This window comes from Cellulomonas wangleii (assembly GCF_018388445.1).
GTDB lineage: Bacteria > Actinomycetota > Actinomycetes > Actinomycetales > Cellulomonadaceae > Cellulomonas > Cellulomonas wangleii.
This window is the reverse complement of the sequence record NZ_CP074405.1, coordinates 3114887-3127307: the sequence shown is the minus strand read 5'-3', so window position 1 is coordinate 3127307 and position 12421 is coordinate 3114887. Positions and strand designations below refer to the sequence as shown.

Here is a 12421-nt window from a genome sequence, read left to right as displayed (position 1 = left end):
GGTGCACTGCTGGTCGCGGGGCACCTCGGCCATGACGTCCTCGGCGTGCTGGCCGCAGCCGTCCCAGGTGGTCTTCTGGCAGGTGGCGCAGCGGACGGGGTAGCACATGGTGGCTCCTTCGAGGGGTGAGGTCAGGGTGGGAGGTCAGCGGCGGGCGGGGGTGCCCGCAGCCTGCCACGCCGGGGTGCCGGCGTGGCGGGGGTGGTTCACGCAGCGGTCCGGGGGGTCGCGGCCGGCTGGGCCAGGGACGGGTGCACGGCGCTGAGCGTCAGCCAGCCGCCGGACAGGTTGCGGGCGTCCAGACCGGCCTGGAGCAGCACGCGGGTGGCGATGTGGGACCGCACCCCGCTCGCGCAGTGCACGCTGACCGGCCGCCCGGCCGCGGCCGCGCGCACCTCGTCGAGCCGGCCGCGCAGCTCGGTGTGCGGGACGTTCAGCGCCTCGGGCACGTGCCCGCGGGCGAACTCGCCGGGCGAGCGCACGTCGAGCACGAGCGTGTCCGCCCGGGCGGCGTCGAGATCGGCGGGGTGCCACTGCGGTGTCGTCCCGTCGAGGACGTTCTGCGCGACGAACCCGAGCATGTTCACCGGGTCCTTGGCAGAGCCGTACGGCGGTGCGTACGCGAGCTCCAGCTCGGCGAGGTCGTCGGCGGTCATCCCGGCGCGCAGGGCCGTGGCCAGCACGTCGATGCGCTTGTCGACACCGTCGCGGCCCACCGCCTGGGCGCCCAGCAGGCGACCGTCGGGGGCGAAGGTCGCCACCAGGTGGATCTGCTCGGCGCCGGGGAAGTACCCGGCGTGGTGGGCCGGGTGGATGCGGACCACCTCGTGGTCCAGGCCCGCGCGGGTCAGCGCCGCCTGGTTCGGGCCGGTCACGGCCGCCGTCAGGCCGAAGACGCGCACGATCGCGGTGCCGAGCACGGGCGCCTGCGGCGTGGTGCGGTGACCGACCATGGAGTCGGCGGCGCGCCGGCCCTGCCGGTTGGCCGGCCCGGCCAGCGGGACGGGCCCGACGGCGCCGGTGACGGCCTGCGTGACCTCGACGGCGTCGCCGACGGCCCACACGTGCGGGTCGGACGTGCGCTGGTCGGCGTCGACGCGGATGGCGCCGGTGGGGCCGAGCGCGAGGCCGGCGTCGCGGGCCAGGTCGCTCGCGGGGCGCACGCCGACGTTGACGACGACGACGTCGGCGGGCAGCTCGGTGCCGTCCGACAGCGTGACCGTGACGGAGCCGTCCTCGCCGCGCGGTGCGACGCGCTGGGCCGCGACGCCCAGGTGCAGGCCCACGCCGTGGGCGCGCAGCTCGTCGGCCAGCAGGGGCGCGAGCTCCGGGTCGAGCGGGGGCAGCACGTGGTCCGCCAGCTCGACGAGGTGCACCCGCAGGCCGCGGGCGGTCAGCGCCTCGACGGCCTCGAGCCCGATGAACCCGGCGCCGACGACGACGGCCGTGGGTGCGGGTGCGTCGGCGGCGCGGCCGGTGAGCAGCTGCGTGACGCGCCCGCCGAGGGCGTCCAGGTCGGGCACCGTGCGCAGGGAGTGCACGGCCGGGTGGTCCAGCCCGTCGACGGCCGGGCGCACCGCGACGGCACCGGGGGCGAGCAGCAGGGCGTCGTAGCCGAGGGTGTACCGCCCGTCCGCGGTGACGACCGTGACCGTGCGGGCGGCGGTGTCGACGGCGGTGACGCGGCTGCCGGTGCGCACGTCGAGCGCGAGCGCGGCGGCGAGGGACTGCGGGGTGTGCAGCAGCAGGGAGCCGCGCTCCGCGATCTCACCGGACAGGTGGTACGGCAGGCCGCAGCTGGCGAACGAGACGTAGTCGGACTGCTCGAGGACGACGATCTCGGCGTGCTCGTCGAGCCGGCGGGCGCGGGCGGCGGCGCTCATGCCGCCGGCGACGCCACCGACCACGACGATGCGCCGGACGGGGTGGGGCGCGGTGCTGGTGGACATGCCGCCACGATACCCCCGGGGGTATGTGTGTGCCACGCTCGGCGGCTGTGCCGTCGGCCACGGCGGCGCCCCTCGGCGGTCGAGGTGGCCCACGTGCTCGGCGTGGGAGCGCGCGCCGCGCACCCCTGTCTCAGCGGGACGTGCCGACCGGGTCGACCGGGTCCTGGGGGTCGCGGTGGTCGCGGACCTCGACCGGGTGCTGCGCGTCGGCCCGCTCCGCCGCGTCCACCGACTCGGTCGCGGCAGCCGGCCGCCGGCGGTCCCACACCTCACGCCCCTTGTCGACGCCTGCCTGGCCTGCGGCCCGCGCGCGGTCCAGCCAGCGCCGCGCCCACGCGAACTCCGTCGCGAGCAGCGCGAGCCCGGCGAGGATCGCGAGGATGCCCGGGCCGGGCAGCACGAGCATCGCCACGCCCGTGAGCACCACCGTGCCGCCGACGACCGTCACCGCCACGACGCGCACGGGACGCGGGAGCGCGTCGATCTGCGCGCGCACGCGCGTCCACCGGTCCGACCAACCCGCCACGGCACCTCCCTGTCGGGACGCCGCTGCGCCCGTTGCTCCCTCAACGGCGGGGACCGCCGGGGCGTGCCCGGTGCGCCGGAGACTAACCCAGCCGGGCGACGACCGCCGAGGCGACCACGTCCGTGACCTCGGGCACCACGTGCAGGTTGAGCGCGGGCTCGAACAGCTCGGCCTCCAGCAGCACCAGGCCGTGCTCGACGGAGTCCACGGTGTCGACGCGCGCGTACAGCGGGACGCCGCTGCCCGTGGCCCGGTCGACCGCGCGGACCACGTCGAGCGCGAACTCGGCCTCGGCCGCGGTGACGTCGACCCGCTGCGGGTTCTCGGCGTACACGCCCCCGATCAGCCCGCCGCCCGGGGCGAGCAGCGCGCCCTTGGCGATCGCGTGCGTCAGCGTCCCGTCGACGACGTACAGCGCCTTCTCGCGTCCCTGCGACAGCTCGGGCACCTCCGGCTGCACCATCACGACGCCGCCGGCCGCGAGGACCCGGCCCGCGAGGTCGAGGGCCCGCGGGTCGTCGGCGCGGAACAGCCCGGTGTCGCGCGCCCCGGCGGACACCGCGGGCTTGAGCACCACGTGCGCGTCCGGCGCGGTCGCGGCCAGGTCGTCGCGCACGTCGTCGAGCGACGTCCGGTACGTCGTCGGGACCACGCCCACCCCGAGGTCGGCGAGCTCGGCGAGGTACCGCTTGTCGAGGTTCCAGCGCACCAGCGACGGGGGGTTGAGCACCCGCGTCGCCTGCTCGGCGACGTCGAGCCACGCGAGGAACTCGGTGAGCCGCTCCGGGTAGTCCCACGGGGAGCGCAGCACCAGCAGGTCGTGCGCGGCCCAGTCGACGGTCGCGTCGTGCCACACGACGGGCGCGGCCGCCACACCCCGTGCCCGCAGCGCGGTGACGAGCGGCGCGGTGTCGTGGTCCGGGTCCTCGGCGGGGTAGGTGTCGGTCACGACGACACCCACGCGGGGGGTTGCGCTCACGGGCGGACCCTACGACGAGCCGCCCACGCGTCCGGCATCGGTAGGGTCGCGGGTCGTGACAGCTGCGCCGGACGCCCCGGCCGGGCCGCCGCCCGGGACGCTCCCGCCGCCCGCCGCGGAGCGCGGCCGCCTCGCGGTCGCGGCCGTCGTCGTCCTGGTGGTGGCCGTGCTGGGTGCCCTGGCGCTCCGGACGACGCCGCTGCGCGCGGTGCTCGACGCGGGCGGCTGCACGGTCCTGGCGGGGGAGCGCGACGTGCGCCCGCCGGAGGTGGTCCGGGGGGCGGCCGCGCGGGTGCACGAGGCCGTCGGCGGTGCCACGGCGACCGTGACCACGACGTGCCGCCTGGTGGACACGACCGCGCCGACCGGCCTCGGCGCCCCGGACCCGGCTGCCGACCCCGCCGCGTGGGAGGTCGGTGTGGACGCGGAGGTCGTCGGGATCGAGGCGCTCCCGGCCGCGGCCGAGGCGGTGCTCGGCGCCGTCACGGCCGGGCCCGGCGCGTGGCGCCTCGACGTGCACGACGCCGCGCGGACGCTCGCCGTGGCCCTCGCGCCCGGCGGCGACGCCGACCTGGCCGTGGACGCGCTGGCGGTGCGTCGCGTGCCCGGGGTCGACGAGGTGTGGTTCGGGCCCGAGGCCGGGCGGGTGGTCGTGGCGGGCGGGGAGGCGGTCGCCGACGCGCTGGCCGCCGTCGCCGGGCGGGACCTGCCCGTCACGACGGTCGAGGCGCTCGACCACTGGCTCGAGGTGGCGCAGGTGCACCCCGGGGCCTGGCCGGACGCCGAGGCGGTGGCGCTGGCGGTCGACGTCGCGGCCTGGGAGGGCGTGTGGCGTGTCGTGCTGCGGGGCGGTGAGCCCGCGTCGCCCGACCTCACGGTCCACGCGGACGACGACGCCCACCGGTCCCACGTCGCGTCCCGGCTGGCCTCCACGCTCCGCACAGGACCGCCGCTGGGCTACCACGTGACGACCGACGCCGGCACCCTGGACGGCGTCCTTGCCGGCCCCGACGCCGCGGGTGCCGACGCACCGGACGCCGGAGCCCCGGATGCGTCCGGGGAGGCCGCGCCCGCGGGGGTGCCCGCCTGCACCGGCGACGGTCTGCGGCTCGAGGTCGCGGCCGTGGACGCGGCGCTCGGCGCCCGCTTCCTCGTGCTGCGCGCGACGTGGACGGGCGCGGCGCCGTGCGTGCTGTCGGGCGTGCCGACGCTCGCGTTCACCCGGGAGTCGGGCACCCGGACGCCCGACCTCACGCAGCTGCCGGACCTCGTGGCGCCCGACGTGCCGCCGCAGGTCGTGCTGGGACCCGGCGCCGCCGCGCTCGCGCAGGTCCGGTGGCGCGCCATGTCGACGTCGCAGGACCCCGACGTGGCCGTCGTCGTCACGGTCCGGGCGGTCCGGGACGGCCCGGCGGTCGACCTCGTGCCGCCGGTCACGCTCGACGTGCTGGCGGGTGCGACCGTCGAGGTCGGACCCTGGCGCTTCGACGAGGGTCTCCTCGACCCCGAGGAGTGACGCCGCGCCGGTGGCTCAGCCCCGGCGCCCGCGCGTCCGGGCTCCGTGCAGCGTGCCCGGACCTGCGGCGTTCCGCTCGACGGCGCCGAGCAGCCGTGCCACCCGCTCCCGCAGCGCCTCGCCGGCCGGCGGGGGACCGGTCCTGTGCCGTCAGCAGGCAGGATGGGCTCGTGCGCGCGGTCGTGGTGGACGAGTTCGGAGTGACGCCCCAGGTCAGGAGGGTCCCCGACCCCGTGTGCCCGCCCGACGGCGTGGTGGTCCGGGTGGCCGCGACGGGCGTGTGCCGCAGCGACTGGCACGCCTGGCAGGGGCACGACGACGACGTGCGTCTGCCGCACGTGCCCGGTCACGAGCTGGCGGGCACGGTGGTCGAGGTGGGTCCGGCCGTGCGCCGCTGGGCGGTCGGCGACGTGGTCACGGTGCCGTTCGTCATGGCCTGCGGGGACTGCGCGACGTGCCGCGCCGGGGACCAGCAGGTGTGCCCGCACCAGACGCAGCCCGGCTTCACGCAGTGGGGGTCGTTCGCCGAGCTCGTGGCGCTCGACCACGCCGACACCAACCTCGTGCGCGTCCCGGACGGCATGTCGCCGGTTGCCGCCGCCGCACTGGGCTGCCGGTTCGCCACCGCGTACCGCGCCGTCACCGTGCACGCGGCCGTGGCGCCCGGCGACGAGGTCGTGGTGCTCGGCTGCGGCGGGGTCGGCCTGTCCGCGGTCATGGTCGCGGCGGCCGCCGGTGCGCACGTCGTCGCGGTCGATCCGGTGCCTGCCGCCCGGCGTGCTGCGCACGAGGCAGGGGCGGCCGTGACCCTGGACCCCGGGGACGACGCGCCCGCGGCCCTCGCGGCGCGCCTCGTCGAGGCGACCGGGGGCGGGGCGCACGCGTCGCTCGACGCGCTCGGCAGCCCAGCGACCGCACAGGCGGGCGTGCTCGCGCTGCGCCGCCGTGGCCGGCACGTGCAGGTCGGGCTGCTGCTCCGTGAGGACGCGTGGACGGCGCTGCCGATGGACCGCGTCGTCGCGTGGGAGCTGTCCGTGCACGGGAGTCACGGGATGGCGGCCCACGAGTACCCGGCGATGCTCGCGGCGATCGCGGCCGGCCGGCTCGCCCCCGCGGCCCTCGTGTCGCGCACCGTCGGGCTCGACCAGGCGGCGGACGCCCTGGCGGCCATGTCGTCCGGCCGTCCGGCGGGCGACGCCGCGGGGATGACCGTCGTCGTGCCCTGAGCGGCCCGCCGCACGGCCGGTACCGGTCCGGGTTGTCGGGCTGCGTCCGTTTCCCCCGACCGGGAGGTGCGGCGGAGGGCTGTGGTTGACGTCACGTGCCCGGGTCCGGTAGACCTTGGGCCGGCGGCACAACGGCGTGACGCCGATCGCAGGACACGGGTCCGGTTCCTCGGTAGGCCGAGACCCGACGTGCTCGCCGGTCGCATCGCGACGGCGGCGAGCACGTGCGAGGTGGGAGCGCGACCACCGCCCCCGAAGGCCTCGGCAGCAGTCCCGCTCGTGGCACCCCCTCGTGGCATCCCCTCGTCGCATCCCTCGACGTGCACGAGGCCCGGACGCGCACGTCCGGGCCCCGCTCCTGCCAGGTGCGTCGCGCCGTCAGCGTCCCAGCGTGTCGATCGCCGCGACCTCGTCCGGCGTCAGCGTGAAGCCCAGCACCGCGAGGTTCTCCTCGATGCGCTCGCGTCGCACCGACTTCGGGATCACGACGACGTCGTGCTCGATGTGCCAGCGCAGCACGACCTGTGCGGGTGTCACGCCGTGCGCGCGCGCCGCCGCGACGATCGGCTCCGCGTCCAGGTCGGTGCGCTTGAGCGGGCTGTACCCCTCGACGACGACGCCACGCTCGCGGTGCGCCGCGAGCAGCGCCGGGTCGTGGTCGACGGGGGAGTAGGGGATCTGGTTGACGGCCGGGGCCTCGCCCGTCGCCGCGATCAGCTCGTCGATCTGCGCGATCGAGTAGTTCGAGACGCCGATCGATCGCACGAGGCCTTCGTCGCGCGCCTCGCGGAACCGCTGCCAGACGTCCGGGCGGGCCTCCTTGCCCGGCGGCCAGTGGATCAGCCACAGGTCGAGGTGGTCGGTCGTGAGCGCGACGAGGGACTCGGCGAGCGTCTGCCGCTCGCGCCCCGCGTGGTCCGGGGGCAGCTTCGACGTCAGGAAGACGTCGTCGCGGTCGATGCCGCGCGTGGACAGCACGCGCCCGACCTGCGCCTCGTTGCCGTAGCCGGTCGCGGTGTCGACGTGGCGGTAGCCCAGCTGCAGCGCGGCGCTGACGGCGAGCTCGGCGTCCGAGCCCTCCGCCTGCCAGGTGCCGAAGCCGAGGACGGGGATGGCGCCGCCGGGCAGGGACAGGGTGGGGGTGGGGGAGTCGGGCATGCTCCATCCTTGCCCACCGGGTGCGTCATCGCAGGTCGGGGCGCTCCGGCGCGAGCGACTTCTCGAGCGTGAGCAGCAGGCGGGTGACGGCGGTGTGGCGGTCGGCCCGGGCGGTGCGCACGGTCGACCACGCGAGGTACAGGACCGACCACACGACGCCCAGCGCCCACTCGGCGTCGAACCGGGGGTCGATCGAGCCGTCCCGCAGGCCGCGTGCGTACAGGGCGCCCAGGGCGGCGTCGTTCGTCGGGTCCTGCGCCCAGGAGTCCTCGGGGACGATGCCGGTGAACAGCACCGTCAGGAGGTCACCCAGCTCGAGGTACTCCTGCGCGACGCGCAGCAGCGCGTCCAGGGCCGTGTCGTCGTCGAGCCGCGCCCGCGCGTGCGCGGCGGTGAGACAGGCGGCGGCGTGGACGCCGACGGCGGCGAGCAGGTCGTCGCGCTCCGGGAAGTAGCGGTGCAGCGTGGTCCGACCGACGTCGGCCAGCTCGGCGACCCGGCCCAGAGAGGCCGAGGGGTCGACGGCCAGAGCGCGGATGGCGGCCTCGAGGATCGCCTGCCGGGTCCGGGCGCGGGGGCCCGTCACGGGTGGGGGTGCCTGGTTCGCCACGAGCGAACGGTACACCGGAGAACTGGTAGGGATTGCTATTGACCACAATGGAACAGGAGTGTTCCACTCGCAGGATGGTCGCCGCACCGTCACCGCCCGAGACGCCCACCGCCGCAGCCGAGCCGGACGGGCGCCGCCGCCTGCGCATCCTGCTCGAGCTGGTCCGGCCCCACCGACGCACCCTCGGCACGGGCCTCCTGCTCGGCCTCGCCGGCACCGGCCTCTCCCTGGCCACCCCCATGGTCACCAAGTGGGTCCTCGACACGCTCGGGACGGGTGAGTCCCTGGCGCGGCCCGTCGGGTGGCTGCTGGCGCTGTTCGCCGTCGGGTCGGTGGTGGGGTACGCCCAGTGGGTCCTCATGGGGACGCTGGCCGAGCGGATCGTCCTCGACGCGCGCGAGTCGCTCGTGCGCCGCTACCTGCGGGCCACGGTCGCGGCCGTCACGGGCCGCCCCACCGGCGAGCTCGTCACCCGCGTCACCTCGGACACCGTCCTGCTGCGCGAGGCGACGTCGTCCAGCATCGTCGGGCTCGTCAACGGGGTGGTGGCGCTCGTCGGCACCCTCGTCCTCATGGGCGTGCTCGACCGCGTGCTCCTCGGCACGACCATCGCCGCGATCGTCGTCGTGGGCGCGCTCATGGCCGTGCTCCTGCCCGGCATCGGCGCCGCCGAGCGGGCCTCCCAGGAGGCCCTGGGCACGCTCGGCGGCACGCTGGAGGGGTCGCTGCGGGCCGTCCGCACGGTCAAGTCCAGCCGCGCGGAGGACCGCCAGGCGGCCACCGTCCTCGGCGCCGCGCGCGAGGCGCGCGACCACGCGGTGCGCGCGGTGCGGACCGCCGCGGTCGCGTGGAGCGTGTCGTGGGGCGGCATCCAGCTCGCCATCATCGTCATCCTGGGGCTCGGCGCGTGGCGCGTCGGCCAGGGCGAGCTCGCCGTCTCCAGCCTCGTGGCATTCCTGCTCTACGCCTTCAACATCGTCGGGCCCATCACCGACCTCACGCAGTCCCTGACGCAGCTGCAGTCCGGGATCGCGGCGGCGGGGCGCATCAGCGAGGTGGCCGCGATGGACGTGGAGCCGCAGGCGGCGAGCGCGCCGGTGCCCGCACGCCCCGCGCCGGACGGCCCCGACGGCGTCCACGTCATCGAGCTGCGCGACGTCACGGCCGCCTACGGTCCGGGCCTGCCCCCGGCAGTGCGCGAGCTGTCGCTGACGGTCCCGCGGCACGGGCACACGGCGCTCGTCGGGCCGTCCGGTGCAGGCAAGACGACGGTGTTCTCGCTGCTGCTGCGGTTCCTGGAGCCGCAGTCGGGGCAGCTGCTGCTGGACGGGCGTCCGTACGCCGGCTGGAGCCACGCCGACGTGCGCTCCCGCTTCGCGTACGTCGAGCAGGAGACCCCCGTCGTGCCGGGCACGATCCGCGACAACCTGCTGTTCAGCAACCCGGCCGCGACCGACGAGGAGCTGCGCCGGGCGCTCGCGGCGGTACGCCTCGACGGCGCCTTCGACGCGCTTCCCGACGGGCTGGACACCCGGCTGACGGAGACGTCCGTCTCCGGTGGACAGCGTCAGCGCATCGCGCTCGCCCGCGCGCTGCTGTGCCGCCCGCAGGTGATGCTGCTGGACGAGGCGACGGCGCAGGTCGACGGACTCACGGAGGCCGCGGTGCACGACGCGATCCGCGTGCTGGCGACCACCGGCGCCGTCGTGACGGTCGCGCACCGGCTGTCCACCGTCGTGGACGCGGACACGATCCTCGTGCTGGAGGACGGCAGGGTCCGCGCACGGGGGACCCACGCCGAGCTTCTCGCGTCGGACCAGCTGTACCGGGACCTCGTGGAGGCGCTGCGGATCACCGATGTCCCCGCGGACGCCGACGTCGGGTGACGCCGCCGGACGTCAGCCAGGCCCACCCGCCGGCGGGCCGAGCCCCGGGTGGCGGCGCCGCAGCACGGCCGGCGCCGCCCACCACCACGACTCCCGCAGCAGGGACCCCACGAGCGCACCGTCCGCCACCCGCAGGTCGACGAGCAGCAGGTCCGTCCCGCGGTGGTGGTCGGTCGTGGAGTACACGGCGGGGTCCTCGGCGGCGAGCGCCCGGCGCTCCCCGTCGTCCTCCACGTGCACCGTCAGACGGTGGGCGTCCCACATGCGTGCCACCAGCCGGCGGTGGAACCAGGCGGGCTCGCCCCAGCTCAGCCGCTCGCCCACCTCAGGCAGGTCCAGCGCGAGCCGTCGCACGTGGTCGACGTCCATGCCGCCATGCTGCCGCGGGCGGGCACCGTGCGCGAGGCCTACTCCTCCGAGCCGGGGCCGGTGCGTCCGGGGCCGGCCTCGAGCCGCTCGCCGGGGTGGCCGGTCAGGCCCAGCTCGTCCGCGAGGTACATGAACGCCCGCGCGTACGGCTGGCCCGCGATGTCCTGCCGGACCTGGTCCCAGTCGATCTGCTCGCGCAGCGCACGTGCCATGGGCAGCAGCCACGTGAAGTCGCAGTAGTGCTCACCGAGCACGCGCATCTTGGCCGAGATGATGTCGGTGGCCGGCATCACGGGCATCCGGACCGCCAGCACCTCGAGCTGGTCGGCCCGGGCCAGCTGCTCGTGGGTCACGGGCTCGCCGACCATCCGGAAGATCACGTCGACGAGCTGGCCGTGGTGGTAGGCCTTGAACAGCCAGTTCTCGGCGGGCTGCTGCACGTCCAGGCCCGCGGCGGCCAGGGCCGCGCGGGCCGCGTCCACGTCGTCCTCCGCGACCGCGAAGTCCGCGTCGTGGCTCGGCTCCGGTGCGCCGCGCGCCCAGGCCGCGTACCCGCCCACCAGGGCGAACGGGATGTCCGCCTCCAGCAGGGCGACCGCCGTGCGGCGCAGTCCGTCCTGCAGGGCGGCACGGTCGTCCGGGGTCGCGGCGCCGGCCGGTACGGGCAGCGGCGCCGGGGCGGCACCGGTGAGGGGCGGCGGGGCGTCCGTCGGTGTCGGGGTCTGGGGCATGCACGGTGTCTACACCGGCTCGGCGTGGGCCGCGCGCCGAGCGGGACCGACCGCGCGAGGCGTGCGCCGTCCCGGCCCGCGGGGTGCGACGGGCCCGCCCACCGGTGACAATCGCGAGGTGCGGCTCGCGACCTTCAACATCCTGCACGGGCGCTCGCTCGTGGACGGGCGGGTCGACCTGGACCGGTTCGCCGACGCCGTGCGGCGGCTCGACGCGGACGTCCTGGCCCTGCAGGAGGTGGACCGCGCGCAGACCCGCTCGCACGGGGCGGACCTCACCGCCGTGGCGGCCGACGCCATGGGCGCCTCCCACCACCGGTTCGTCGCCACCCTGCACGGGGAGCCCGGCCTGTGGGTGGCCGGCACGGGAGAGGAGCAGCCCGACATTGCGGCGTACGGGATCGCGCTGCTGTCCCGCCGGCCCGTCGTGGCGTGGCACGTGCTGACGCTGCCGACGCTGCGCCGTCGCGCACCCGTGCGGTTCCCCGGTGCCCGCTGGCCCGCGTTCGTGCGCGACGAGCCGCGCACGGCGCTCGCGGCGGTCGTCGAGGACGACCGGGGCCCGTTGACCGTGGTCGGCACGCACCTGACCTTCATCCCCGGGTGGAACGTGCGCCAGCTGCGTCACCTGGTGCGGGTGGCGCGCACCCTGCCCGGTCCCACGGTGGTCATGGGCGACCTCAACCTGGCCGGGGAGCAGCCCGCGCGCCTGTCCGGTCTGCGCTCGCTGGTGGTGGCGGACACCTTCCCGGTCGCCGAGCCGGTGCGGCAGCTCGACCACGTGCTGGCCGGCCCGGGGCTGCGGGCGGCCGGTGGCGGGGAGGCGCTCGACCTCGGCCTGTCCGACCACCGGGCGCTCGTCGTCGACATCACGCGCTGAGCCGACGTGACGGCCGGGCGGGGCGGGACTGCCGGCCGTGCAGGGCAGGGGCCACCGCGCGCTCCCGCAGCCCGCGGCCCGGTGCGCGGCGAGCGGTCTCGCGCAGCGGACGTGCGGTTGCGGGCCGGCGCGACGCCGGGTCACGGTGGTGGACGTCCGACGGCGTCGGACCGGGGTACGTCGCCCCGCCCGCGGTGCGACCCGTTCGTGCACCGCAGGTGCGGGGCCGCGCGTCCCGGCCGACGTCACCAGGCCATCGGAGAGGAGCACCCGTGCTCACCCTGACCGAGAACGCCCGCACCGCCGTCGAGACCCTCACCAGCCGCGCCGGCCTGCCCGACGAGGGCGGCCTTCGCATCGCCGAGCAGGAGTCGGGAGGCTTCGAGCTCGCGCTCGTGGCCGGCCCGGACCCCGGTGACGACGTCGTGGCGCAGGGCGACGCCCGCGTCTACGTGGACCCCCGCGCGTCACGGACGCTCGCCGCCCAGCAGCTGGACGTCGAGGCGTCGGGCACCGGGACGTCGTTCACGTTGACGCCGCAGTGACCCGGTCGGCAGCCGCCGCGGCCTGACGCGGCCCGGCCGGTGCACG

12 protein-coding genes are annotated in these 12421 nt (G+C 76.7%); 5 read left to right on the top strand and 7 right to left on the bottom strand.

What is annotated here, in order from left to right:
* Window positions 1-206 precede the first annotated feature (206 nt).
* The 3 genes from KG103_RS14395 to KG103_RS14385 form a co-directional block, all read right to left on the bottom strand.
* Window positions 207-1949 carry an FAD-dependent oxidoreductase gene (locus KG103_RS14395; RefSeq protein ID WP_207339212.1) on the bottom strand — a complete coding sequence of 581 codons (1743 nt, stop codon included), beginning with the start codon at window positions 1947-1949 and terminating at the stop codon, window positions 207-209.
* Window positions 1950-2079: 130 nt separating this feature from the next.
* Window positions 2080-2475, bottom strand: coding sequence for a PGPGW domain-containing protein (locus KG103_RS14390; RefSeq protein WP_207339211.1), 396 nt, complete (start codon window positions 2473-2475; stop codon window positions 2080-2082).
* Between the two features lie 82 nt (window positions 2476-2557).
* On the bottom strand, window positions 2558-3454 hold the full coding sequence (locus KG103_RS14385) for an ATP-grasp domain-containing protein (protein ID WP_207339210.1): 897 nt from the start codon (window positions 3452-3454) through the stop codon (window positions 2558-2560).
* Between the two features lie 55 nt (window positions 3455-3509).
* On the opposite strand from KG103_RS14385, the gene KG103_RS14380 reads away from it, so the two are divergent.
* Window positions 3510-4970 carry a DUF4232 domain-containing protein gene (locus tag KG103_RS14380; RefSeq protein WP_207339209.1) on the top strand — a complete coding sequence of 487 codons (1461 nt, stop codon included), beginning with the start codon at window positions 3510-3512 and terminating at the stop codon, window positions 4968-4970.
* A 170-nt stretch (window positions 4971-5140) separates the two neighbouring features.
* On the top strand, window positions 5141-6196 hold the full coding sequence (locus tag KG103_RS14375) for an alcohol dehydrogenase catalytic domain-containing protein (protein WP_207339208.1): 1056 nt from the start codon (window positions 5141-5143) through the stop codon (window positions 6194-6196).
* Window positions 6197-6574: 378 nt separating this feature from the next.
* Here KG103_RS14375 and KG103_RS14370 read toward each other — a convergent pair whose 3' ends face one another.
* The gene (locus KG103_RS14370) at window positions 6575-7354 is read right to left on the bottom strand and encodes an aldo/keto reductase (RefSeq protein ID WP_207339207.1); all 780 of its coding nucleotides are present in this window, start codon (window positions 7352-7354) and stop codon (window positions 6575-6577) included.
* Window positions 7355-7379: 25 nt separating this feature from the next.
* Entirely contained in the window at window positions 7380-7964 is a 585-nt protein-coding gene (locus tag KG103_RS14365; RefSeq protein WP_207339206.1) for a TetR/AcrR family transcriptional regulator, read from the bottom strand.
* A gap of 74 nt (window positions 7965-8038) precedes the next feature.
* On the opposite strand from KG103_RS14365, the gene KG103_RS14360 reads away from it, so the two are divergent.
* The gene (locus tag KG103_RS14360) at window positions 8039-9850 is read left to right on the top strand and encodes an ABC transporter ATP-binding protein (RefSeq protein ID WP_243656162.1); all 1812 of its coding nucleotides are present in this window, start codon (window positions 8039-8041) and stop codon (window positions 9848-9850) included.
* Between the two features lie 12 nt (window positions 9851-9862).
* Here KG103_RS14360 and KG103_RS14355 read toward each other — a convergent pair whose 3' ends face one another.
* A complete protein-coding gene (locus KG103_RS14355; protein ID WP_207339205.1) occupies window positions 9863-10219 on the bottom strand; it encodes an MmcQ/YjbR family DNA-binding protein in 357 nt (118 codons plus the stop codon).
* 38 nt (window positions 10220-10257) lie between these two features.
* Window positions 10258-10950 carry a nucleotidyltransferase family protein gene (locus KG103_RS14350; RefSeq protein ID WP_207339204.1) on the bottom strand — a complete coding sequence of 231 codons (693 nt, stop codon included), beginning with the start codon at window positions 10948-10950 and terminating at the stop codon, window positions 10258-10260.
* A gap of 118 nt (window positions 10951-11068) precedes the next feature.
* Here KG103_RS14350 and KG103_RS14345 point away from each other — a divergent pair, with 118 nt between their 5' ends.
* Together KG103_RS14345 and KG103_RS14340 are read left to right on the top strand one after the other, a co-directional pair.
* Window positions 11069-11830, top strand: a complete 762-nt coding sequence (locus KG103_RS14345; RefSeq protein ID WP_207339203.1) for an endonuclease/exonuclease/phosphatase family protein — start codon at window positions 11069-11071, stop codon at window positions 11828-11830.
* 272 nt (window positions 11831-12102) lie between these two features.
* Window positions 12103-12375, top strand: coding sequence for an iron-sulfur cluster assembly accessory protein (locus KG103_RS14340; RefSeq protein WP_207339202.1), 273 nt, complete (start codon window positions 12103-12105; stop codon window positions 12373-12375).
* The last annotated feature ends 46 nt before the right edge of the window (window positions 12376-12421 follow it).

Bases quoted from the DNA above. Each gene is read 5' to 3' on its own strand.
- KG103_RS14395 (WP_207339212.1), bottom strand. From the start codon at position 1,949: ATGTCCACCAGCACCGCGCCCCACCCCGTCCGGCGCATCGTCGTGGTC.
- KG103_RS14370 (WP_207339207.1), bottom strand. From the start codon at position 7,354: ATGCCCGACTCCCCCACCCCCACCCTGTCCCTGCCCGGCGGCGCCATC.
- KG103_RS14360 (WP_243656162.1), top strand. From the start codon at position 8,039: ATGGTCGCCGCACCGTCACCGCCCGAGACGCCCACCGCCGCAGCCGAG.
- KG103_RS14355 (WP_207339205.1), bottom strand. From the start codon at position 10,219: ATGGACGTCGACCACGTGCGACGGCTCGCGCTGGACCTGCCTGAGGTG.
- KG103_RS14350 (WP_207339204.1), bottom strand. From the start codon at position 10,950: ATGCCCCAGACCCCGACACCGACGGACGCCCCGCCGCCCCTCACCGGT.